19 protein-coding genes and 1 pseudogene are annotated in these 23,687 nt (G+C 59.5%); 9 read left to right on the top strand and 11 right to left on the bottom strand.

Annotated elements, in window-relative coordinates; all coding sequences use genetic code 11:
* Nucleotides 1–25: 25 nt before the first annotated feature.
* Nucleotides 26–1,024 (bottom strand): LacI family DNA-binding transcriptional regulator, encoded by a 999-nt coding sequence (locus JJD74_RS16800; RefSeq protein WP_200615928.1) that lies wholly within the window; start codon nucleotides 1,022–1,024, stop codon nucleotides 26–28.
* A gap of 178 nt (nucleotides 1,025–1,202) precedes the next feature.
* Between JJD74_RS16800 and JJD74_RS16795 the strand changes: the two genes are divergently transcribed.
* Genes JJD74_RS16795 through JJD74_RS16785 form a run of 3 tightly spaced genes read left to right on the top strand, consistent with a single transcriptional unit; the run spans nucleotide 1,203 to nucleotide 4,745 of the window.
* Complete coding sequence (locus JJD74_RS16795) at nucleotides 1,203–2,393, top strand: Gfo/Idh/MocA family protein (RefSeq protein WP_200615925.1); 1,191 nt, start codon at nucleotides 1,203–1,205, stop codon at nucleotides 2,391–2,393.
* Nucleotides 2,383–3,465: a sugar phosphate isomerase/epimerase family protein gene (locus JJD74_RS16790; RefSeq protein WP_200615922.1), complete on the top strand. Its 1,083-nt coding sequence runs from the start codon at nucleotides 2,383–2,385 to the stop codon at nucleotides 3,463–3,465. The genes JJD74_RS16795 and JJD74_RS16790 overlap by 11 nt, the downstream gene beginning before the upstream one ends.
* Nucleotides 3,466–3,506: 41 nt before the next feature.
* Complete coding sequence (locus JJD74_RS16785; RefSeq protein WP_115146861.1) at nucleotides 3,507–4,745, top strand: nucleoside permease; 1,239 nt, start codon at nucleotides 3,507–3,509, stop codon at nucleotides 4,743–4,745.
* 173 nt (nucleotides 4,746–4,918) lie between these two features.
* Here the strand turns inward: JJD74_RS16785 and ycaC are convergent, their stop codons facing one another.
* The gene (ycaC, locus tag JJD74_RS16780; RefSeq protein WP_042558826.1) at nucleotides 4,919–5,551 is read right to left on the bottom strand and encodes an isochorismate family cysteine hydrolase YcaC; all 633 of its coding nucleotides are present in this window, start codon (nucleotides 5,549–5,551) and stop codon (nucleotides 4,919–4,921) included.
* Between the two features lie 265 nt (nucleotides 5,552–5,816).
* Here ycaC and JJD74_RS16775 point away from each other — a divergent pair.
* The 3 genes and pseudogenes from JJD74_RS16775 to JJD74_RS16765 all read left to right on the top strand — a co-directional run.
* A pseudogene (locus tag JJD74_RS16775) lies at nucleotides 5,817–6,620 on the top strand (GGDEF domain-containing protein); the annotation flags it as partial.
* A 180-nt stretch (nucleotides 6,621–6,800) separates the two neighbouring features.
* Nucleotides 6,801–7,406: an SCO family protein gene (locus tag JJD74_RS16770; RefSeq protein ID WP_200615918.1), complete on the top strand. Its 606-nt coding sequence runs from the start codon at nucleotides 6,801–6,803 to the stop codon at nucleotides 7,404–7,406.
* Complete coding sequence (locus tag JJD74_RS16765; protein WP_042558824.1) at nucleotides 7,406–7,885, top strand: copper chaperone PCu(A)C; 480 nt, start codon at nucleotides 7,406–7,408, stop codon at nucleotides 7,883–7,885. Before JJD74_RS16770 ends, JJD74_RS16765 begins: the two co-directional genes overlap by 1 nt.
* A gap of 80 nt (nucleotides 7,886–7,965) precedes the next feature.
* Here the strand turns inward: JJD74_RS16765 and JJD74_RS16760 are convergent, their stop codons facing one another.
* The gene (locus JJD74_RS16760) at nucleotides 7,966–8,457 is read right to left on the bottom strand and encodes a hypothetical protein (RefSeq protein ID WP_200615915.1); all 492 of its coding nucleotides are present in this window, start codon (nucleotides 8,455–8,457) and stop codon (nucleotides 7,966–7,968) included.
* 588 nt (nucleotides 8,458–9,045) lie between these two features.
* On the opposite strand from JJD74_RS16760, the gene JJD74_RS16755 reads away from it, so the two are divergent.
* Together JJD74_RS16755 and katG are read left to right on the top strand one after the other, a co-directional pair.
* Complete coding sequence (locus JJD74_RS16755) at nucleotides 9,046–11,256, top strand: LTA synthase family protein (RefSeq protein ID WP_200615913.1); 2,211 nt, start codon at nucleotides 9,046–9,048, stop codon at nucleotides 11,254–11,256.
* A gap of 270 nt (nucleotides 11,257–11,526) precedes the next feature.
* On the top strand, nucleotides 11,527–13,797 hold the full coding sequence (gene katG / locus JJD74_RS16750; RefSeq protein WP_200615910.1) for a catalase/peroxidase HPI: 2,271 nt from the start codon (nucleotides 11,527–11,529) through the stop codon (nucleotides 13,795–13,797).
* 141 nt (nucleotides 13,798–13,938) lie between these two features.
* On the opposite strand, the gene pepN is transcribed toward katG, so the two are convergent.
* From pepN to JJD74_RS16720, 6 genes are read right to left on the bottom strand one after another with little or no spacing between them, the layout of a single operon-like run.
* The gene (gene pepN, locus JJD74_RS16745; RefSeq protein WP_200615905.1) at nucleotides 13,939–16,596 is read right to left on the bottom strand and encodes an aminopeptidase N; all 2,658 of its coding nucleotides are present in this window, start codon (nucleotides 16,594–16,596) and stop codon (nucleotides 13,939–13,941) included.
* 10 nt (nucleotides 16,597–16,606) lie between these two features.
* Nucleotides 16,607–17,437: a DUF2797 domain-containing protein gene (locus tag JJD74_RS16740; RefSeq protein WP_047300760.1), complete on the bottom strand. Its 831-nt coding sequence runs from the start codon at nucleotides 17,435–17,437 to the stop codon at nucleotides 16,607–16,609.
* On the bottom strand, nucleotides 17,434–17,694 hold the full coding sequence (locus JJD74_RS16735) for a YeaC family protein (RefSeq protein ID WP_042558818.1): 261 nt from the start codon (nucleotides 17,692–17,694) through the stop codon (nucleotides 17,434–17,436). Before JJD74_RS16735 ends, JJD74_RS16740 begins: the two co-directional genes overlap by 4 nt.
* A gap of 33 nt (nucleotides 17,695–17,727) precedes the next feature.
* Nucleotides 17,728–18,597, bottom strand: coding sequence for a rhomboid family intramembrane serine protease (locus JJD74_RS16730; RefSeq protein ID WP_200615902.1), 870 nt, complete (start codon nucleotides 18,595–18,597; stop codon nucleotides 17,728–17,730).
* On the bottom strand, nucleotides 18,594–19,568 hold the full coding sequence (locus tag JJD74_RS16725; RefSeq protein WP_390896401.1) for a metallophosphoesterase: 975 nt from the start codon (nucleotides 19,566–19,568) through the stop codon (nucleotides 18,594–18,596). The genes JJD74_RS16730 and JJD74_RS16725 overlap by 4 nt, the downstream gene beginning before the upstream one ends.
* Complete coding sequence (locus JJD74_RS16720) at nucleotides 19,565–20,455, bottom strand: NAD(+) kinase (protein ID WP_042558815.1); 891 nt, start codon at nucleotides 20,453–20,455, stop codon at nucleotides 19,565–19,567. The genes JJD74_RS16725 and JJD74_RS16720 overlap by 4 nt, the downstream gene beginning before the upstream one ends.
* A gap of 115 nt (nucleotides 20,456–20,570) precedes the next feature.
* On the opposite strand from JJD74_RS16720, the gene JJD74_RS16715 reads away from it, so the two are divergent.
* Nucleotides 20,571–21,521: a DUF1853 family protein gene (locus JJD74_RS16715; RefSeq protein WP_200615897.1), complete on the top strand. Its 951-nt coding sequence runs from the start codon at nucleotides 20,571–20,573 to the stop codon at nucleotides 21,519–21,521.
* Between the two features lie 57 nt (nucleotides 21,522–21,578).
* Here the strand turns inward: JJD74_RS16715 and JJD74_RS16710 are convergent, their stop codons facing one another.
* Both JJD74_RS16710 and JJD74_RS16705 read right to left on the bottom strand, forming a co-directional pair.
* A complete protein-coding gene (locus tag JJD74_RS16710) occupies nucleotides 21,579–22,862 on the bottom strand; it encodes an arsenic transporter (protein WP_042558813.1) in 1,284 nt (427 codons plus the stop codon).
* Nucleotides 22,863–23,015: 153 nt separating this feature from the next.
* Complete coding sequence (locus JJD74_RS16705) at nucleotides 23,016–23,573, bottom strand: NADPH-dependent FMN reductase (RefSeq protein WP_042558812.1); 558 nt, start codon at nucleotides 23,571–23,573, stop codon at nucleotides 23,016–23,018.
* Nucleotides 23,574–23,687 lie beyond the last annotated feature (114 nt).

Genomic DNA, 23,687 nt, shown 5'->3' with positions numbered 1-23,687 from the left:
TGCGCAATGCGTGCTGACAGATGAGTCAGTCAAGTCGAGCCGTGCTGTCACGTGGCGTCAGCTGGAACGGCAACACCACATGTCGGGCAGGCAACGGCTGTTTCTCGATCAGCGCAATCAGCATTTCGACGGCTTTCTCGCCGAACATTTCCGCCGGTTGGGAAATGGTTGTCAGCGGCGGATCGCAATAAGCCGCCATCGGAATGTCATCGAATCCCGCCAGCGAAATATCCTCCGGGACGCGCAACCCCTCCTCCTTGATGCGCTTCAACGCACCAATCGCCATCTCGTCATTTTCACAAAACAGCGCACTCGGCCGGTCATCGAGCGCAAGCATTTTTCCGGCGCCGTCATAGCCCGCAGCCAGACTGAAATCCCCGTGACAAACAAGCGCATCGTCCAGCACAAGGCCCGCCTGGCGAATAGCCTGTTCGTACCCCGCCAAACGATCTCGCGTCAGCGGACTGCCTTTCGACCCTTTGATCAGGCCTATGCGCCGATGCCCAAGCGCAATCAAATGCTCAGTCATCGCCTTGGCGGCCGCGACGTTATCGAGGCTGATTGTCGGATGACGCCCTTGCTGGATTACTTCGCAGGCATTGACGATCGGCGGCAGATCCTTCCCCGAAGTGGAGCCTTCGAAGGGATCGAAGGCGCGCAGTTGAATCACGCCATCCGCTTGATGGGCGTACACCAGATCGGCGAACTGGCGCTCCAGTGCTTGGCGGCCTTGAGTGTCGCAGAGCAACAATCTGTAGCCGGCGGCATGCGCAGCCTTTTGTGCACCGCTGATGACCCGGGCGAAAAACGTGTTGGCGATGGTCGGGACCAGAATCACCAGGTTCCCGGTTCTGCGTGAGCGAAACTGCACCGCCATCAGGTTCGGCCTATACCCGGCCTGTTCGACGGCAGCCATGACCCGATCGCGGGTGTCGGGCAGTACGCGCTCCGGCGACTTCAGCGTTCTAGACACTGTTGCCACCGAAACGCCCGCCAGCCGTGCCACTTCGCGGATATTGGACAAGTCTGCCTCGCTCTTTCAATCAAATCGGCCGCCGAGCTTACCGCACCGCGGCGCGCGCCGAAACGCCGACATTCGTCAGACGAGGTTTGACAGCGGTGCATTTCAAGCCTAGATTTCGCCTGCGATGTAACCGGTTACATCATAGACAACTTATGCACTCTCCACAGAGACAATTGCCATGATTGCTGCTGCTCGAAAAATAAGAATGGGCTTCGTCGGTGGGGGTGAAGGCGCCTTCATCGCTCAGGCACACCGGCAGGCAGCCGGCCTCGATGGACGCTTCGAACTAGTCTGCGGTGCGTTCAGCCGAGACGTGCAAAACAATCAGCGCAGCGGCACCGCACTGGGGCTGCCCGCGAAACGCTGTTATGACACCTGGCAAGACATGCTCGCCGCCGAATCCATGTTGTCGCCCGATCAGCGCATGGAGCTGCTGGTGATCGTCACGCCTAATCACTTGCACGCGCCTGTTGCCAGCGCAGCGTTGAGCGCCGGTTTCCATGTTTTCAGCGAGAAGCCTGCTGCGCTCAATCTGGCCGAAGTGCAGGCGCTCGAGCGCGTCGTCAGCAGCAGTCAGCGAATCTACGCGCTGGCGCACACGTATCTGGGTTACGCGATGGTATGGCAGGCTCGGGAAATGGTTGCCAGCGGCGTTATTGGTCGCCTGCGCAAAGTCCTCGTCGAATACCCGCAAGGCTGGCTCAGCACCGACGTCGCCGGACAAGGCAACAAGCAGGCCGACTGGCGCGACAACCCAGAGCAATCGGGCATCGGCGGCTGCATCGGTGACATCGGCACTCACGCGTTTTCCCTGGCGGAGTTTGTCGCCGGTCAGCCCATCCAGTTCATCAGCGCGATGCTCGGCTCGCATTTCAGCAGCCGTCAACTGGATGACGACGCCGCCATGCTGTTCAAAATGGCCGACGGCGCCAGCGGTGTGTTGATCGCCAGTCAGGTCTGCGCGGGCGAAGAGAATCCGCTGAAAATTCGTCTGTATGGCGACAAGGGCGGCCTGGAGTGGCGTCAGGAAGAGCCCGCCAGCCTGATCCACCGACCATTGAACGAACCCATGCGCGTGCTGCGATCCGGCCTCGGCCAAGCGTGGTTATGTGAAGCAGCAACCCGACGCATGCGCCTGCCCGCCGGGCACCCGGAAGGTTATCTGGAGGCCATGGCGAATCTTTATGGCGACCTCGCGCAGGCGATTCTTGAGGGCACGAGCGGCCCTGATGCGCCAGGCGTGCCGGGCATAGAGACCGGCCTGCGCGGCATGGCCTTCATCGAAACCGCTATCGCCAACCATCGCGGCGATGCCAAGTGGAGCGAAATACCTCACCAGTCAATCGGAGCATCCGCCAATGAAAACTGATCAAACAAACCCTGGCGGCATGCGCGGCCCGGGCATCTTTCTCGCGCAATTCATCTCGGACGAAGCGCCCTTCGACTCCCTCGCCAACATTGCACAGTGGGCGGCCTCGCAAGGCTACAAGGCCATCCAGTTGCCAACCCTTGGCACGCGTTTCATTGATCTTGAGCGCGCCGCCGACAGTCAGGATTACTGCGACGAACTCATCGCAATCTGCGCCAAGGCCGGCGTGGTGATCAGCGAATTGTCGACGCATCTGCAAGGCCAACTGGTCGCGGTGCATCCGGCGTTCGACAGCCTCTTCGACGACTTCGCCCCACGGGATGTGCGCGGCAAGCCGCAAGCGCGCACCGAGTGGGCGATCAACCAGATGAAGCTCGCGGCGCGCGCCAGTCAGCGCCTGGGGCTGACAGCCCATGCAACCTTTTCCGGCGCCCTGCTCTGGCCGTATGTCTACCCGTGGCCGCAACGCCCTGCCGGTCTGGTCGAGCAAGGTTTTGCTGAACTGGCCAAGCGCTGGCTACCCATACTCGACTGCTTCGACGAGGCCGGTGTCGACCTCTGTTACGAAATCCATCCCGGCGAAGACCTGCACGACGGCGCCTCTTTCGAACGCTTTCTTGAGGCGGTGAATCATCATCCGCGCGCGGCGATTCTGTATGACCCGACCCACTTGTTGTTACAGCAGATGGATTATCTGGGCTTCATTGATCGCTATCACGAGCGCATCCGCATGTTTCATGTGAAAGACGCAGAGTTCCGCCCCGATGCACGCTCCGGTGTCTACGGCGGCTATCAAGGCTGGGTTGATCGTCCGGGCAGATTCCGCTCGCTGGGCGATGGCCAGATCGACTTCAAATCAATCTTCAGCAAGTTGACCCAATACGACTTCAACGGCTGGGCCGTGCTCGAGTGGGAATGCTGTCTGAAAGATGCTGCTCAAGGCGCTGCCGAAGGCGCCGCATTCATTGAACAACACATGATCACCAAGACCCGCAAGGCGTTCGACGACTTCGCCAGCGTGAGCGCTGACGCGCAATCGAATCGACGTCTTTTGGGGCTCAACGACCACTGATTTACCGCTGTTACCGACATAAAAATAATACGGTGATTGAAATGAACGTAATGAATGCGCGTCTCAGCGTCATGATGTTTTTGCAGTTTTTTATCTGGGGTGGCTGGTTCGTCACCCTCGGCACCTTCCTCACCACAACGCTGGCGGCCAGCGGTGGACAGGTGGGGATGGCGTTCTCGACCCAGTCGTGGGGCGCGATCATTGCGCCCTTCGTCATTGGCCTGATTGCCGATCGGTTCTTCAACGCCGAACGCATCCTGGCGGTGCTGCACCTGATCGGCGCAGTGCTGCTGTTCCAGCTCTATCAGGCGGCGGATTTCAGCGATTTTTATCCCTATGTGCTGGCTTACATGATGGTCTACATGCCGACGCTGGCCCTGGTCAATGCGGTGGCGTTCCGCCAAATCAAAGACCCGGCCCTCGAGTTTTCGCGCATACGGGTCTGGGGCACCGTCGGCTGGATTGTCGCCGGCATCGTCATCAGCTTCGGCTTTGCCTGGGACTCCCAACAGGCCATCGCGGCGGGCGGCCTGCGCAACACCTTCCTGATGTCTGCCGTTGCGTCGCTGGTATTGGGGCTTTACAGCTTCAGCCTGCCGAACACCGCCCCGCTGAAATCTACTGATGGGTCGGCAAGCCTTAAGCAGATGCTGGGTGTGGATGCGTTGAGTCTGCTCAAGGATCGCAGCTATCTGGTGTTCTTCCTCGCGTCCATTTTGATCTGCATTCCTCTGGCGTTTTATTACCAGAATGCCAACCCGTTCCTCGCCGAAATCGGCGTCACCAATCCCACGGCGAAGATGGCCATCGGGCAAGTGTCCGAAGTGCTGTTCATGCTGCTTCTGCCACTGTTCATCCAGCGCTTCGGCATCAAGATTGCTTTGCTGGTCGGCATGCTGGCGTGGGCGCTGCGATACGTGCTGTTTGCCTTCGGCGACAACGGTGATCAGGCGTTCATGCTGCTCATCGGTATTGCCCTGCACGGCGTTTGCTACGATTTTTTCTTCGTCTGCGGGCAGATCTACACCGACGCCAAGGCCCCAGAGCGCTTTCGCAGCTCGGCTCAAGGCCTGATTACCCTGGCGACTTACGGTTTGGGCATGCTGATCGGCTTCTGGATCGCAGGCCAGATTACCGACCACTTTGCCTCACCAAACGGGCATGACTGGCGCAGCATCTGGCTGTTTCCGGCCGGTTTCTCGGTCGCGGTGCTGCTGCTTTTCTGGCTGACGTTCAAAGGGCGGGACACCGACAAGGCGGTGGTCCCCTCACCCGTCTAGACACTACCGCCCCCTGTAGGAGCTGCGGCACGCTGCGATCTTTTGATCCTGATTTAAAGATCAGAATAATCGCAGCCTCGCTGCACTCGAATGCGCCTACAGGATGTTTTGTGTTCAGTTGAACGAACAAAAGCCTGCTTTTCAGGGCAGGCTTTTAGTCAGTCAGCGTCGACTTATTTTTGCTGCGCCGTCAGCGCCGCATAACCATTCATCAAGTTGCGATAGTTCGGAATCCGCTGCGACAGCAGATTGCCCAGTCCTTCGATGTCGTTGCGCCAGTCGCGGTGCAGCTCACAGGCTACCGAGAACCAGTTCATCATCTGTGCGCCGGCCTGAGTCATGCGGCTCCATGCGGCTTGTTGCACCGTGGTGTTGAAGGTGCCGGAGGCGTCGGTGACCACGAACACATCAAACCCTTCGGCCAGTGCCGACAATGTCGGGAACGCCACACAAACATCAGTCACCACGCCGGCAATGATGATCTGCTTGCGGCCGGTGGCTTTGATCGCTTTGACGAAGTCTTCGTTGTCCCAGGCGTTGATCTGGCCTGGGCGGGCAATGTACGGCGCGTCCGGAAACATCTCTTTCAGTTCCGGTACCAATGGGCCGTTCGGGCCTTGTTCGAAACTGGTGGTGAGGATGGTCGGCAGTTCGAAGAATTTCGCCAGATCAGCCAACGCCAGAACGTTGTTCTTGAACTCGTTCGGCGAGAAGTCCTGCACCAGAGAAATCAAACCGGTCTGGTGGTCAACCAGCAGTACTACGGCGTCGTCTTTGTTGAGGCGGTTGTAGGTTGGAGTGTTCATCTGTGCAGTCCTTTTGGGTGGGGGAAGTTCTTGTTGCGTTCAAGATGGGCCCAGATTACTGACACTCCAGCGCTGGATAAATCGGCTGAAAAGCGTTTCACCGTCAACCCAAAAAGGACAATCACGCGACACTGATCAAGGATTTCGCTGCGATCCCGACCTTCGCGGCGATCCTTGTCATACTGTTACCCGCTTCACGTGTGCAATAAACCCAAGGAGATGTTCATGCTCGGACGCCACTCGCCAGAGCGGAACACAAACAACCCCGCATCTCTACTCAGGCATCGCGCAAGTGCGCGCCGTCGTCGACGACACCGAGCGTTTGTATGGCTATCGCGCCCTCACGACCTATCCACTGGTGGTCGAGGCGGGTCTGTCGCGTGATTCAATCATCGAACCCTGGCAGCAGGATTTGCTGAAGAACGGCTTCGTGCCGGTGTTTCTGATTCTGGTGCTGAGCTGTTTCGGGCTCATCGTCCTGAGCCAGTTGCGCCAGCGTATGGCGATGGAACGACAAATCCGCCACGCCCATCAGACCATGCGCGACATGGCATTGACTGACGCCCTGACCGGGCTTGGCAACCGTCGACGCCTGGACAATTCGCTGGCCGATGAAATTCGATTGGCCCGTCGCCAAGGCTCGGCGCTGTCGTTGATCATGCTCGATGTCGACCACTTCAAACGCTACAACGACCAATACGGGCATGCGACGGGTGATGATTGCCTGAGCGTGGTCGGGCAGGCGATCCATCAAGCGGTCAAACGTCCGGGTGACCTGGCCGTACGCTATGGCGGCGAAGAGTTCACCGTGTTATTGCCCAATACCGATAGCGCTGGGGCGATTCAGGTCACCGAGGACATTTTGCAGAGTATTCGTGCGCTGAAGATGGAACATGCCGGACATCCTCTGGGGTATGTCACAGCCAGTGCCGGCATCACCACGCGTCATCCCGTCGACGACACGGTCACGTCGGCCTCGTTGTTGAAAGCGGCCGACACTTGTCTATATGAGGCCAAGCAAGAGGGGCGCAACCGTTGGTGTTTGAGCGCAGCGGTTATGAGCCAATAACGCCTTCATCACGCCATCGCTCGCGCTGGTCACTTTTTCTTACACCTTTTGTCGCCCTGCGACACCCTGTCAGCCGATCGAAAACCGACTCACCGGTTCAGTTTGTTATCATGCGCCGCTTTTACGGTTAACCCACCCCGCCGGTCCTGCCGACTGACGGGCTGCAAAAGGCGGTATTAGATGACGGCTTTGTTGACTCGCCGCAAGGTACTTGCGGGAATGGGCGTACTCGGGCTCGGCCTGCTCGCCGGCTGCGACACCCGCGGCCAACTGTCGTACAAGTACGGCAAGGATCTGAGTAACAAGATCATGGGCCGCACCTTCAAACTGAAGGACACCGACGGCGATACCATGACCCTGTCGAGCTTCCGCGGCCTGATGCCGATGGTGTTCTTCGGCTTCACCCAGTGCCCGGCGGTCTGCCCGACCACCCTGGCCCGCGCAGCAAAAATCAAAAAACTGATGGGCAGGGACGGCGATCGCTTGCAGGTGATCTTCATCACCCTCGACCCCGAGCGCGACACGCCGCAAATCCTCGACGCCTACGTCAAAGCCTTCGACCCGACGTTCGTCGCGCTGTACGGCACGCTTGAGGAAACCAAGGCCACGGCCAAGGAATTCGACGTGTTTTTCGAGAAGGTGCCGGCCGGCGACACCTACACCATCTCGCACACTTCCACCAGTTACGTCTTCGACTCGCGCGGCGAACTGCGCCTGGGTCTGTCCACCTCGCTTTCGGCAGAAGAATGCACGGAAGATTTGCTTACTGTTATGGAGGTTTGCTAATGCAACCGGTTCTGAACAACATCAAACGCGCGGTACTCGGTCTGTCTCTGCTGGGCCTGGCCTTTCAGGTTTCGGCGCAGACCAAGGTCGACGATGCGTGGGTGCGTGCAACCGTGCCGTCCCAGTCCGCCAGCGGCGCGTTCATGACCCTCACCGCCGACAGCGACAGCAAGCTGCTCAGCGTCGCGACCCCTGTGGCCAAGGACGTGCAGATTCACGAAATGAGCATGAAGAACGACGTCATGAGCATGGGCCCGGTCAAATCGGTCGACCTGCCGGCTGGTAAAGCCGTCAAGCTTGATCCGAACGGTTACCACGTCATGCTGATGGGCCTGACCGGTCAGTTGAAAGAAGGCGAATCCGTGCCGCTGACCCTGACCGTGGAAAACGCCAAAGGCGAAAAAGAAACCGTTGAAGTGAAGGCCAGCGTGCGTTCGCTGACCAACATGGAAGGTCACGATCACAGCAAAATGCATTGATCTGACTAAGCGGTAACAAAAAAGGGGCGGCCTGATCGTTGATCAGGCCGCCCCTTTTTTAGCTTTAGCTGTGCACCGCATCAACGCTTGCGGGCCAATGCGTTGCGCACGCTCTCTCGTGACATACCCGATCCGGAACGGGGCACGGCTGGAGCTGCGGTTACCTGAGCCAGCTGTTCCTTGCGCTTTGCCACCTGGCGCCACTGGTAACCGAAATATCCGGCTGCAACGAAAAACCCCAGCCAACCGAAAACCGAACCGACGAAGAACCACAGCCCGAGGGTGATCAGCACGGTTTTCCAGGTGAACAACTTCAAGCTGTCATCGGCAGGCACGGGTTCAACCGGCGTCTGGTGCGCCACCGGTATTTTTTGCACTTCGTTCAGATCAAAGCGCAGCGCGAAGTCCGCGCCGGGAACCTCGACGTCTAGTCGATCGCCGACAGCGGAATGCACACGCACCTCGCCATTGACGATCGACACCGAGCTGAAACTGATCTGGCTTTCGTAGTGAATCTCGCCGTTGACCAGCGTCACGACCGTCCGTTGTTCGGCCTTTGGGGTTTCGCGCATGTCGATTCCTTGAGAATTGCACGTCGAAGGATGTGCACAGGGAAAGTCCGTTGAGCGCAAATGCTACTGAGTGGCCCTTACCCTGTCCAGAAAGCAAGACGTTAAATGCCAGGGATGAAGGGCTGTTGCCAAGCTGATCGAAAGCGCTGGGCTTCGCGGTTGCCGCTTCAGCGCTGCTGACCTTCAGCAACGGCTTTTGTAAAACGTCGGCGCGCCGCACATCGCGTGGACTTGCGTGTGGCCAGTTATGGGCTTGATGTGGATCCTCAGCCTTCCAGATTGCCCGGGCGTTTGAGCTGTCGATTGAAAGCATTTTTGATGATGGCTTGAACTGAGCAAAAGTCGGTGCAGGCGGACTCCAGTTTCGGTTAACAGCCTGAAACAAAAAAACGCCTGCACCGATTCGCCTGCCGTATTCCGGTTAATTGTCAGACACCCGCCCCTGACTGGGCTCCAGCTCGGTGCCCACGCTTACAAGTGCTCCCGACACCGGATCACCTTCAAGTTTTAAAAGGCGATCAGACAGCTCACCCTTGGTATCATCACCCACACTTTTTTGACGATTTAATGACTGGAAGGTCTTTTTTTGTGAGCGCTCTTTTTCGCTGGTTGCGGCAGCCGCATGCCCGCCTGTTCTCTCTGATTCTGCTGGTACTGGTTGTGCCGGTGTGCCTGCGCGCGACGTTGGGCTGGTCGACACCGCTTGGCTATTTATCGGATTTGGCCATTGGCAGTCTGCTGGTGGTTCTGCTGCATCGCCGGGCATGGTGGCTGGCGATGCCGGTGCTGGTGTTCTGGGCGCTGCTGGCGGTGGCAACGGCCGAGTTGGTCAGCGCTGTTGGCCGTTTGCCGAATCCTTCCGATCTGCATTACCTGATTGATCCGCAATTTGTCGAAAACTCCACCGGCGGTGGTTTGGCGCATCCGGCGCTGGGCATCACATTGCTGCTGGCCTTGGCGTTCTGGCTGCTGACGCAGTTCACCGGTCGCGGCATTGTCCGCCCACCCCTGCCCCGCGCGGTCTGGAGCGCGCCGCTGGTATTGTTCGCCGCGCACTGGGGCGCGCAGAATCTGTGGCCGAGCGAGGACGATCCGTGGCGCGCGTACAACCTGCCGCATCAATTGCTCGCCACTCAGGTCGCCGATTTTCAGATTCAGGCCGAGGAATGGCTTGACGGTGATGTCGAAGAAGCCACACCGGCGATGGCCGGGCTCACCGACGTTGACCTCAACGGTCAAAAACTGCTGGCCGCGCCGGGGCAAGCACGCAACGTCTTGATCATTGCCCTGGAAGGCATTCCCGGGGCTTACATCCGCGCCAATCGCGAAGCCATCGGCAGCCATTATCAGGAAGACCTTATGCCCAACCTCAGCCGCTGGGCCGAGCGCGGCATGAACACTCCGGATTACGTTCTGCACACGCACCAGACCATTCGCGGTCTGTACGCGATGCTCTGTGGCGATTACGACAAACTCAACAACGGCACGCCCAAAGGCGTGGAAATGCTCACCCAGAAGGAACGCAATCAGGCCTGCCTGCCGGCACAGTTGCGCAAACATGGCTTCAGCACCCACTACCTGCAAGGCGCCGGCCTGCGCTTCATGGCCAAAGACAAGATCATGCCGCACATCGGTTTCGATGCGACTCATGGCCTGGAATGGTTCACCAATGCCAACTACCTGGAGTTTCCGTGGGGCAAGGATGACAAAGCGTTCTTCGAGGGTGCGCTGGATTACGTCGGCCAACTGAACAAGCAGAAACAGCCGTGGATGCTGACGTTGTTGACGGTCGGCACTCATCAGCCCTACTCCGCGCCGGACGAATACCTGGAGCGCTACGAGACACCCAAGCAGGCCGCCGTCGGTTATCTGGACGATGCGCTGGACCAGTTCCTCGCAGGGCTTGAGCGCCAAGGTGTGCTCAAAGACACGCTGGTGGTGATCACCTCCGATGAATCCCACGGCATCGACGGCGTACGTCTGGCCTCGTCGTGGGGCTTCAATCTGACGCTGGCGCCGGAGCAACCACAACTGCCGCGACTAAATGCCGGGGTCTACGGTCATGTGGATCTGAGCACGTCGATCCTCGACTACTTCGACCTGCCCGTGCCCTCCGCCCTAAGTGGCCGTTCGCTGTTTCGCGACTACGATTCCGGTCGTGAAATCATGTCGTACACCAACGGCAAACTGCGCTATCACGACGGTCAGGGCATCTTTTCCGAATGTGACATGCCGCGCCGCTGCCGCTATTACGAAAGCGCCGGCTTCATCGCCGAGAGCGCCACGTTCAAGGGAAGCTACAGCGGCCAGCGCGCCCGGCAAGTCGCCGCCCGCGCCTCGGCACTCGACCTGTCGCTGCTGCGCACCCCACTCAACCATCGCTATCAGTTCGGCAGCACCAACGTCATTGCGCTGCAAGCACAAATCAACGACGACTGGGCCGACAATCTGATCGGCGCGCAATACCTGGAAATGCCCAAGGGCTCGCACACCCGCGTGCGCCTGACCGTGCGCTCTGTCGATCCGCAACAGGCGGCGTACATCCAGCTCAAGGCCAAGGAGTTCGAGCAGGACGTGCAACTGGGCTTGCCAGCAGAAATGGTCGCCACGGCGGATCAACCGCTGGAGATGGATTTCAGCTTTGAGAACCCGCAGCAGCGCAAGGCGTTCTCGTTTCATTTGCTGGGTTATGGACTGGGCGCGGTGGAGGTTACGGATTTCAGTGTGATTACTGAAATACCGGGGCAAGAGGACATTCTCGACGACGTGCTTGAGGACGAGGCCGCGCAGTCGAGTTGACTGCGCAATCCCGTGTAGGAGCTGCCGCAGGCTGCGATCTTTTGATCTTGCTTTTTAAAGACCAACGTCAAAAGATCGCAGCCTTCGGCAGCTCCTACAGGGGGTTATGCGCTATGCCGAGTGAGGGTTTTGCAGCAACATCTACGGTAAAAGACTCTGCCTATCAGCGTCCAATAGTCGGGCTATTAGCCGACTCGCCAACTCGGGTCTAGCCTTACAAGTCCGAAGTCGGCACGAGCCGGCCGTCGCAGACCTGATAAGGACCCGAACATGGCAAATGAATCGAAATGCCCGTTCAACCACGCCGCCGGTGGTGGTACGACGAACCGTGACTGGTGGCCGAATCAACTCAACCTGAAGATCCTGAGTCAGCACTCGCCCAAGTCCGATCCGCTGGGCAAGGACTTCGACTACGCCAAAGCCTTCAAAAGCCTGGACTTCCAGGCGCTGAAACAAGACCTGCGCGCACTGATGACCGACTCCCAGGACTGGTGGCCGGCAGACTTTGGCCACTATGGCCCGCTCTTCGTGCGCATGGCCTGGCACAGCGCCGGTACCTATCGCACCGCGGATGGCCGCGGTGGTGCCGGCTCCGGCCAGCAACGTTTTGCCCCGCTCAATAGCTGGCCGGACAACGTCAGTCTCGACAAGGCCCGCCGCCTGCTGTGGCCTATCAAACAGAAATATGGTCGCAATATTTCCTGGGCTGACCTGATTGTTCTCACCGGTAACGTCGCGCTGGAATCCATGGGCTTCAAGACCTTCGGCTTCTCCGGTGGTCGCGCGGATGTCTGGGAACCGGATGAGGACGTGTACTGGGGCTCGGAAAACGAATGGCTGGGCGGCGACAGCCGTTACGGCAAAAGCAAGGAGCCGATGCAGGAGCCCGGTGACGGTACGCTGGTCGCCGAGCCGGATTTGCATGGCAAAGAAGAAAGCCGCACCGACCAGGGTGAACGCAATCTCGAAAACCCGCTGGCTGCGGTGCAGATGGGTCTGATTTATGTGAACCCGGAAGGCCCCGAGGGCAATCCGGACCCGGTAGCGTCGGCCCACGACATTCGCGAAACCTTCGGCCGCATGGCCATGAACGATGAGGAAACCGTGGCGCTGATCGCCGGCGGCCACGCTTTCGGCAAAACCCACGGCGCCGGCCCTGCCGATAACGTCGGTGCTGAACCGGAAGCCGCCGGGCTGGAAGAACAAGGTCTGGGCTGGAGAAACAGCTTTGGCACCGGCAAGGGCGCTGACACCATCACCAGTGGCCTTGAAGTGACCTGGACCACCACGCCAACCCAGTGGAGCAACAACTACCTGGAAAACCTGTTCGGCTTCGAGTGGGAGCTGACGAAAAGCCCGGCCGGCGCGCACCAATGGAAACCGAAAAATGGCGCGGGCGCGGGCACCATTCCCCATGCCCATGACCCGAACAAACGTATCGACCCGACCATGCTGACGTCTGACCTGGCGCTGCGCTTCGATCCAGCTTACGAGCAGATCTCCCGGCGTTTCCTGGCCAATCCCGACCAGTTGGCCGATGCATTTGCCCGCGCCTGGTACAAGTTGATCCACCGCGACATGGGCCCGCTGTCACGCTACCTCGGCCCGGAACTGCCGAACGAGGAGCTGCTGTGGCAAGACCCGATTCCCGAGGTCACTCATCCGCTGATCGACGATAACGATGTGGCCACGCTGAAAAGCAAAGTGCTGGCATCGGGGCTTTCCGTCTCGCAACTGGTTTCGACCGCCTGGGCGGCGGCGTCGACGTTCCGTGGTTCGGACAAACGCGGTGGCGCCAACGGTGGTCGCCTGCGTCTGGCACCGCAGAAGTTCTGGCAGGCCAACCAGCCTGAGCAATTGGCCAAGGTCCTGCAAACCCTCGAAGGGATTCAGGGCGAGTTCAATGGCGGCGCAACCGGCAAGAAAGTTTCGCTGGCCGACCTGATCGTGCTGGCGGGTAATGCCGGGGTCGAGCAAGCGGCGAAAAATGCCGGCCACGCGGTCACCGTGCCATTTTCGCCGGGACGTACGGATGCGACTCAGGAGCAGACCGACGTCGAGTCATTCGGTTTTCTCGAGCCGATTGCCGATGGCTTCCGCAATTACAGCAAGGGTAAATACACCGTAGCGGCCGAGGCGCTGCTGATCGACAAGGCGCAATTGCTCACCCTGACCGCGCCGGAAATGACCGTGTTGCTCGGTGGTCTGCGGGTGCTGAACACTAACGTCGGACAAACCCGCCATGGCGTGTTCACCAGTCAGACCGAAGCGCTGACCAACGACTTCTTCACCAACCTGCTGGACATGGGCGTGGAGTGGAAGCCGACCTCACCGGACGCGGACGCGTTTGAAGGCCGCGACCGTAAAAACGGTAGCGTGAAATGGACGGCGACGCGGGTTGATCTGGTGTTTGGTTCCAACGCGATATTGCGGGCGGTCGCGGAGGTGTATGCGAGTGCGGATGCTAAGGAACAGTTTGTTAAGGACTTCGTCGCAGCGTGGACGAAGGTGATGAATCTGGATCGGTTTGATTTGAAGTAACTGACAAAACGCAAAACCCCAGTAGGAGCTGCGGCACGCTGCGATCTTTTAATGTTGATTTAAAGATCAGATCAAAAGATCGCAGCGTGCCGCAGCTCCTACAGGGTTTTGTGTTTGCCGAAGATATTGATTAGGCGAGCATTACGCCAGGCTCTTGCTCACCACCTCATACACATCACTCGACAGCTCACCCGAAGCCAGAATCCGCTCCAGTTCGCCTTTCATCAACGCCTGACGGGCGCTGTCGTATTTGCGCCAGCGCGTCAGCGGTGCCAGTTGGCGCGAAGCGATTTGTGGGTTGAAGCCATTCAGCTCGATCACCAGATCCGCGAGGAAGCGATAACCGGAGCCATCCGCCGCGTGGAAGTTGATCAGGTTCTGCCCGGCAAAAGCCCCCACCAGCGCACGCACCTTGTTCGGGTTCTTGATGTTGAACGCCGGGTGCTGCATCAGCGCTTTTACCCGCGCAAGACCGCCCGGCAACGTGCTGCCAGCCTGCACGCTGAACCACTGATCCATGACCAGCGGATTGTCCTTGAAGTGCTCGGCGAAACTCGCCAGCGCCAGGTCCTTCTGCTCATCAAACGGCGAGTTGACCAGCACGGCCAGCGCGGTCAGACGCTCGGTCATGTTGTCGGCCGTTTCGAATTGCTCCAGCGCCGCTGCCAGCACTTCCGGCTTGCCGCTGAGCATCAGGTACGACAGCGCGATGTTCTGCAGCGCACGACGGGCAAAGTGTTCGGCCTCGGCCACGTACGGGGTTTTCTTCGACAGGTCGCGGTTGGCCTGATAACGCAGCCACAGCGCCTCGAACAACCCTTCAGCCAGTTGCTTGCGGGCAAACTCACGCGCGATATGGATGGCATCAACGTCTGCGACTTCGCTGATTTCGGTGAGGTACGCCTCACCCGGCAGCGAGAGCATCTCGGCAACCATCGCCTGATCCAGCGATTCATCGGACAGCACCGTGCGCAGTGCCGACACCAGACGCGGGTCGAGCTTCAGGCTTTCGCCCTTCTGCTGCTGGCCGATCAGTTCTTGCAGCACCTGTACCGACAGTTGCTGACCGGCATCCCAGCGGTTGAAACCGTCGCTGTCGTGCTGCATCAGGAACATCAGTTGATCGCGGTTGTACGGGAAGCTCAGTTTCACCGGCGCCGAGAAACCGCGCAGCAAGGATGGCAGCGGCTGTTCAGCGATATCGACGAAGGTGAACGTCTGCTCAGCCTCGGTCACCGAAATCACGCGGGTGGTGCCTTGGGCCGACTCTTCGCCGCTCAGACGCAGGGCAATCTCATTGCCTTTGCTGTCGAGCAGGCCCAATTCAACCGGGATCACGAACGGCAGTTTTTCCACCTTGTCCGGGGTTTCCGGGCAGCTTTGGCGGAAGGTCAGGCTGTAGGTTTTCGCCGCAGCATCGTAAGACTCGCTCACTGCCAGACGCGGCGTGCCGGCCTGGCTGTACCAGCGTTTGAACTGGGTCAGATCAACACCGTTAGCGTCTTCCATGGCCTTGATGAAGTCATCGCAGGTCACGGCTTGGCCATCGTGACGGTCGAAGTACAGATCGCTGCCTTTGCGGAAGCCTTCGGCACCCAACAGAGTGTGGATCATGCCGACCACTTCCGAACCCTTTTCGTACACGGTCAGGGTGTAGAAGTTGGAAATCTCGATGAAGCTGTCCGGGCGCACGGCGTGGGCCATCGGGCCGGCGTCTTCGGCAAACTGGTGGGTGCGCAGGTAGGCGACATCCTGAATGCGCTTGACCGTGGCCGAGTTCATGTCGGCGGAGAAGCCCGAATCGCGGAATACGGTGAAGCCTTCCTTGAGCGACAGCTGGAACCAGTCGCGGCAGGTCACGCGGTTGCCCGACCAGTTGTGGAAGTATTCGTGGGCGACGATCGCTTCGACCCGCTGGTGTGCGGCGTCGGTGGCGGTTTCGGCGCGGGCCAGCACGGCGCTGGAGTTGAAGATGTTGAGGCCCTTGTTCTCCATGGCGCCCATGTTGAAGTCATTCACGGCGACGATCATGAAGATGTCCAGATCGTACTCGCGACCGTAGACCTCTTCGTCCCAGCGCATCGACTTCTTCAGGCTGTTCATGGCGTGCTGGCACTTGTCGATGTTTTCCGGTTCGACGTAGATGCGCAGCGCGACTTCGCGCTCGGTCATGGTGGTGAAGGTGTCTTCAACGCACCACAAGTCACCGGCCACCAGCGCGAACAGGTACGCCGGTTTCATGAACGGATCTTCCCACGTTGCCCAGTGCCGGCCGTCTTCGCCTGGCCCCGAGGCAATCGGGTTGCCGTTGGACAGCAGCACCGGATAGCTGTGCTGTTCGGCCACCACGGTGGTGGTGAACTTGCTCATCACGTCCGGGCGGTCGAGGTAATAGGTGATTTTGCGGAAGCCTTCGGCCTCGCATTGGGTGCAGAACATCGTGCCGGACTTGTACAGGCCTTCCAGCGCAGTGTTGGTTTCCGGGTGGATCCTGACGCTGGTGTCGACCGTGAAGGTTTCGCTGGTCGGCTGCAGGATCAGGTTGTTTTCGCTGAGCTGATAAGCGTCGGCACTCAGTTCCTGATCGGACAGCGTCACCGACAGCAGTTCCAGTTGCTGGCCATCAAGCACCAGCGGCGGCAGGCCCGCGCCACGCGCCGGGTTGCGGCGCATCACCAGTTGCGCATGGACCAGGCTGTGGTCCTCGAACAACTCGAAGGTCAGGTGCGTTTCGTCGATCAGGTACTCGGGCGCCTGATAGTCCTTGAGGTAAATCATCTTCGGTTGTTCGGTGCGCATGCTGGAATCCTTATTGATGCACGGCGAGCTGATAAGCCGTGTACTTGCGAATATTGATCACGCCGGTGTCGAAGATCAGGTACTGGCCCTTGATTCCCAGCAGCGTGCCTTCGGCAATGGGGTTCTTGTCCAGGTTGAAGCTGACGATTTTGGCCGGGTATTGCTCGACCGGATAGCGGATTTCGAGAGGTTCTACATCGGCAATCGTCTGAATGGCTTGTAGGCCGAATCGCTCTTGCAAGCCTTGCAGACCTTCGGCGCAGCTTTCAAACAACTGATCACGCACCTGCGCCAGATCCACAGACACCGCATCGCCCTTGAGCAGCGCACGCCAGTTGGTTTTGTCCGCCACCTGACTGCGGAACAGGTCTTCAACGAAGCCTGACTGCTGTCGCGTGGACACACGCATGATGGGCAATGCCTGACTGGCGCCCTGATCAAGCCAGCGCGTCGGCAATTGGGTAGCACGGGTAATGCCGACCTTGATGCCCGAGGAATTGGCCAGATAGACCACGTGGTCGGTCATGCAAAACTGCTGGCCCCACACCGGATCCCGGCAGGTGCCCGCATCAAAGTGGCAACGCTCCGGGCTCATGATGCACAGGTCGCACTGCGCCAGTTTGGTCATGCACGGGTAGCAATACCCCTGGCTGAAACTGGTTTTGGTCTTGCGCCCGCAATGGGTGCAGTGGATCGCCCCCAGATACTCCAGACGCACCGTCGTGCCGATCAACGGATTGACGGGCACCTCGACGTCATCCAGACGAAACGCATATTGCACGTTCGGCCCGTCAAGGCGCGCCGACATTTTGCTGATTGCACCGCGGCCAATCTCGATCAATGGATGGCATCCGACTTGAACAGGATGTTCGGCACTTCGATCGACTTCGACGCACATTCTTGCGGGCCCATGTAACCGGTGCGCTGATCTTCAGGCAGGTTCTGGATTTCCCAGGCGATCATTGCCTGCAACGACAACTCGCGCTGTTCGGCGGTGAGCTTGCCACCGTCGGCCCACTTGCCGATTTCCACGGCCAGTTTCAGGCTCTCGTAGATGTCCGGGGTGATGTTCTTGATCATGTCGTTAAAAGAGGACATCTGGGTCTCCGTGCTCTTATCTACAAACTAAAATTAGATGGCCAGTTTACGGCGGTTATACAAACCACCCAACAAACCGGTGAAGCATCCGATGAGTAACCCGCTGACATGCGCGGCGTTGGCGATTTCGCCGAAACCGATCATCGAGATCAGCCCGGACATGCACACCACCAGCCACACCAGCATCATCACCAACACGCCGCGCGGCAGGCGATAAGCCGGGTTCGGCGCCAGCAACTGAAATATCCAGCAATGCCCGAGCAAGCCGTAAAGCACGCCGGACAGGCCGCCGAACAGGGTCGCGCCGCTCCAGACAAATTGCGCGTAGTTGGAAACGAGGCTGAACAATAAGGTCAGGCCGATCAGGTTGATGCTGCCCTGACGCGACTCAATGCGCCGCCCCAGCTCCCAGTACCACATGCCATTCATGGCCAGGTGCAGGATGCCAAAGTGAATCAGCATCGGCGTGACCAGACGCCACCACTGCCCCGCCGCGAGGCTGTCGGCCAATGGTGTGAAGTGGATGTACTCGCCTATCACGCGAAAATCGAGAAAGGTCAGCCAGCGAAGGGTTTCAAGATTTTCGCCGAGGAAGGTCAGGCCGCCGACGATCAGGCTCAGCAGCAGGATGAACCCGGTAGCCTTGGCATGCTTCAGTTGCTCGACAAACCCGGGGCGCTTGAAAGTCTGCGCAACCGGGATATCCATCTGCTGATCGGGATCGCCCGCCGGAAAACGCTCGTACAGCGAACGCACGTCGTCGCTGATCTCCGCAGGCGCCCACAGCACCTGCTCGCCCGCCTCTTCACTGACTCGATGGGGCACTTGCATGCGTTGCAACAGCGTGACGAAACCGCTCAGATCCACCGCCAGGGGCAGACGCAATACCGCTACCGAACTCATTGCAGCACCTCCGGCCGCTCGACATCGACCCAGACAAATTTATGCGGATCCAGACGCGTTTCCTGATCCAGACGATAGGCGACGAGTTTGCCGTAGAGCACCGCGCTGTAATCCAGACACGCGAGGTTCGGGCGGATCGGCGCCGGTTTGCCGCTGCGCCAGTAGTGGCCGACGAACAGCAATGGCTCATCGACACCGTAGCGCAGCAGGGAATTCTTTTCGGTTGAAGTCAGCGGGGTTTGCGCCACCGGCTCCGGCAGTGCATCGGGCTGGAAGACAATGTCGCCGTAGGTTTTCGGATCGTCTTCCCAGAACTTGGTGCGGAAGAACGAACGCACCAGACCATCGCCACTGGTCATGGTCTGGCCGTCGGGCAGGCGCATGTCGGTACCGCGCAGCAAGCGGTCGAACACGGTGCAGGCGAAACTGCCCGGCACTGCCGAAGCCTGGAGGAAGTGTTCATCGATGCAGCCGTCGGGGAACAACGCGCGCAACGGCTCGATCAGGCCGGCATCCCAACAGGCATGCACCACGCGAAAACGTCCGGCATCAACGAACAGCGGCAGTTGATAGAACCACTGCTGGAAGTCATGCCAGTCGCCCGGATGATCTTCGAATTGCGTCAGGGTTTCATGCAGCAGGCGCGCATGGCGCGGCGTGTGTTCGCGCACAAACTGCTTGCCGCTGCCCGGTGGCGCCGGGGTGCTCCAGCCCAGAGCGTTGAATTCGTGGTTGCCCATGATGCACAAGGCCTGACCGGCCTCGACCATGTCATGGACGATGTGCAGCGCCTCGCGAATCCGCGGGCCACGGTCGATGATGTCGCCGACGAACACGGCCATGCGCGATGGATGCCGCCAGACCCCGCCCTGCTTGTGATAGCCGAGGCGATCAAGCAAGTGTTCGAGGGTCAGCGCGCATCCGTGCACGTCACCAATCAAGTCATAACTGCGCGCGGGATCGAGCATCAGTCGCCTCCACCACCCAACTTGCTGCCCCAGCCGAGTTTGGTCCGGCAGACTTCGTAGTAGTTGTGGTCGAGCGGGTGAATCAGCCGCAGCTTTTGCGCTTTTTTGCTGACGGTGATGGTGTCGCCCGGCGCGCAGGTAAAGTGGTTCTGCCCGTCGCAGGAGACTTGCGGGTAGATCTGCATATCTTTGGACACGACGATTTTCAGCTCACTGTTGCCATCGACCACAATTGGCCTGCTGGACAACATATGGGGATACATCGGCACGATCACAATGGCGTCGAGCTTGGGATGCATGATCGGGCCACCGGCAGACAGCGCATACGCGGTGGAGCCGGTCGGTGTGGCGACGATCAGGCCGTCGGCCTTTTGGCTGCAGACGAACTGGCCATCGATGTACAGCTCGAACTCGATCATTCGCGTCGACTTGCCGGGGTGCAGCACCACATCGTTGAGCGCGTCGCCCTGTCCGATGGCCTCGCCGTGGCGGCGAACTTCGGCTTGCAGCAGAAACCGGTTTTCCACCAGGTAATGGCCGTCGAGTACTTTGGCGACTTCGACTTCCAGCTCATCCGGGCGAATGTCAGTGAGAAACCCGAGGCTGCCACGGTTGATCCCGAGCACCGGCGTATTGTGTTTGGCCAGCGCTCGGGCGGCGCCGAGCAGGCTGCCGTCGCCGCCGACAACGATGACCATGTCGCAGACTTCACCGAGCATCTTGCGCGACGAGGTTTGCAGGCCATGCCCTGGCAGGACTTCGGCGATGGTGTCTTCGAGGATCACATGCAGGTGACGATCGAGCAGAAACCGTTTCAGTCGGCGGACGGTATCCAGCACCTGAGAACTGCCCAGGCGACCGATGATGCCGATATTACGAAATTGCTCCATGGGACCTCTGCGGACAATCGAAAACGCGAAAAACCCGATTATGGGCGAAAGCCGCCGTTAGACAAAATCCTTTCAGCCTCAAGGGCGGGCGCGTGTTTAAGGCTATGCTCGCAAGATGATCCTATTTCCCGACCTGCTGCAGCTACCCCACCGATTACGCCATCCGCATGTGCGCGATCTGGCGTGGGTGATCCTCGCCCCGCCGATGCTCGCGACCACGCCGTGGCCGCAGCGCCATCCGCTGGCGGGCAGCGACTGGGTCAGCGATCCCGGGCGACTGGAGCAATGGCTGCGTCAGCTCGATCACGACAGCAGCGGTTTGCTGCACTGGTTGTCCCAGGCACGCACGCGGCGCCTGGGTTTGTATTACGAGCGACTGTGGCAGTTTGCCGTGCAGCACGCGCCAGGCATTGAGTTGATCGCGGCCAATCTGCCGATCCGCCGCCAGGGGCACACCCTTGGCGAGCTGGACATGCTGCTGCGTGATCGCGACGGCGTGCATCACCTGGAACTGGCGATCAAACTCTACCTCGGCCCGCAAAACGGCGACGGCCAGGATCCGGCGCAGTGGCTGGGGCCGGGGTGCCATGATCGACTGGATCGTAAACTGGCGCACTTGGCCGAACATCAACTGCCGATTTCGGCGCGCCCGGAAAGCCGTGAAACTCTGGCTGCACTGGATATCGAGGCCTTCAGTGCACAACTGTGGCTGGGCGGATATCTGCTGTACCCGTGGCCCGGCAAGTCGCAATCACCGAATGGCGCGCATCCGCAGCATTTGCGTGGCAGTTGGTTGCATCAGAAAGACTGGCCGGCATTCCTGGCGCAGCGTCCGCCGGGACGTTGGCAACCCCTGCCCCGCCATGCCTGGCTGGCGCCAGCGCATTACCCGACGGATCAGACCTGGAGCCGTGAGCATTTGCAGATGTGGCTCGAGGCGCTGGAACCCTTGGCGCCAGCGCAACTGATGGTGCGCCTGACCGAGAATGCGGGAGGGGAATGGGAAGAGGCGGAGCGGCTGTTTCTGGTGTCCGACCTTTGGCCGAATGTCCCCGGGCAACCCTGAGAATCTGTGGTGTTCATACCGGCCCGTCGCTGGCAAGCCAGCGAACGGGTCAATCGGTCAAAGAGATAAGCGCAATGCCAACGCCGCCAACGTCACCAGCAACACCGGCACCGTCAGCACAATCCCCACCCGGAAGTAATACCCCCAGCCAATCCGGATCCCCTTGCGCTCCAGCACATGCAGCCACAGCAAAGTGGCCAGACTGCCAATCGGCGTGATCTTCGGCCCCAGGTCGCTGCCGATCACGTTGGCGTAGATCATCGCCTCCTTGACCACCCCGCTCGCCTGACTGGCATCAATCGACAAGAGCCCGATCAGCACCGTCGGCAGGTTGTTCATGATCGATGACAACAGCGCTGTCAGCACGCCGGTTCCGAACGCCGCGCCCCACACGCCATATCCGGCGAAACCATCGAGCCAGCCAGCCAGATACCCGGTCAACCCGGCATTGCGCAGGCCGTAGACCACCAGATACATGCCCAGCGAGAAAATCACGATCTGCCACGGCGCCTCTTTCATCACTTTGCGCGTGGAAATCTTGTGGCCACGGGCGGCGATCGCCAGCAGCAGCGCCGCGCAGACAGCGGAAATCGCACTAATCGGAATGCCCAGCGGCTCCAGCGCGAAACAGCCGATCAGCAAAATCACCAACACCGCCCAACCGGCATAGAACGTGGCTTTGTCGTGGATCGCGGTTTCTGGACGCTCGAGCTGTTCGGGGTCGTAAGCCGCCGGAATATCGCGACGGAAAAACCACATCAGCATGCCCAGCGTCGCGGCCACACTGACGAAGTTCACCGGCACCATCACCGCCGCATAGCGGTTGAAGCCGATGTTGAAGAAGTCCGCCGAAACGATGTTGACCAGGTTCGACACCACCAGCGGCAGGCTTGCGGTGTCGGCGATAAACCCTGCACCCATGACGAACGCCAGGGTCGCTGCGGGCGAAAAACGCAGCGCCAGCAGCATGGAAATGACAATCGGCGTAAGAATCAACGCCGCTCCATCATTGGCGAACAGCGCCGAGACCAGCGCGCCGAGCAGCACCATGAAGGCAAACAGCTTGCGCCCGCTGCCCCGCCCCCAGCGCGCCACGTGCAATGCGGCCCAATTGAAAAAACCGGCTTCATCGAGCAGCAGACTGATAATGATCAGCGCGACAAAAGTGCCGGTGGCGTTCCAGATGATTTGCCACACCAGCGGGATATCACTGAGGTGCACCACCCCAAAGATCAGCGCCAGCACCGCGCCCAAAGTCGCACTCCAGCCGACACCTAGGCCTTTGGGTTGCCAGATCACGAGGGTAATGGTCAGTAAAAAAATCAGTGACGCAAAGAGCATTCGTAACAACCTTCAATGGGGGAAATAAGCCAATCCACAAAACCTGTGGGAGCGAGCTTGCTCGCAAAGAGGCCTTCAGCCACACATTATTGGTGATTGAAGGTCCGCCTTCGCGAGCAAGCTCGCTCCCACAGGGCTTCGGTTAAGAGGTCTTTACTTTTTGTGTTGCTCGACGAACTGGCCGTAGGCATCAATAAACTTTTGCAGGAACGGCTTCACCGACTCGCTCAATTTACCCGCCTCGTCAAATGCCGAGCCCGCGCCACCCAAATAGGCTTCCGGTTGCTGCATGCAGTGAACATCAAGAAACACAAACGACTGGCGCAGATGCTGGTTCGCGCCAAAACCACCGATTGCCCCCGGCGATACGCTCATCACCGCGCCCGGCTTGCCGCTCCAGGCGCTCTTGCCGTAAGGCCGCGAGCCGACATCGATGGCGTTCTTCAGCGGTGCCGGCACGGAACGGTTGTACTCCGGCGTCACAAACAACAACGCGTCGGATGAACCCACTTTTTCACGGAAAGTGCTGTAGGCTGCGGGCGGTGAATCACCGTCGATGTCTTCGTTGTACAGAGGCAGGTCGCCAATCTCGACAATCTCAAGCTTCAGGTTCGCTGGCGCCAGCTCAGCCAGTGCCAAAGCGACCTTGCGATTGATCGAAGCTTTACGCAGGCTACCAACCACTACTGCGACGTTGTAGACATTGCTCATGGAAACTCTCGACTGTCAGTGGGGGAGCCACTAGTTATAGATGATCCGATGACGATTTCACCAGCAGAGGAGGGAAATTCCCGCCTGCTGATTATTTTTTTCCTGTAGGAAAAC

The sequence above is a fragment of the Pseudomonas sp. MF6776 genome (assembly GCF_016613125.1).
In the GTDB taxonomy this organism is placed as follows: Bacteria; Pseudomonadota; Gammaproteobacteria; order Pseudomonadales; family Pseudomonadaceae; genus Aquipseudomonas; species Aquipseudomonas iridis.
The sequence above is the reverse complement of the archived record's forward strand: the minus strand, read 5'-3'. Positions and strand labels throughout refer to the sequence as shown.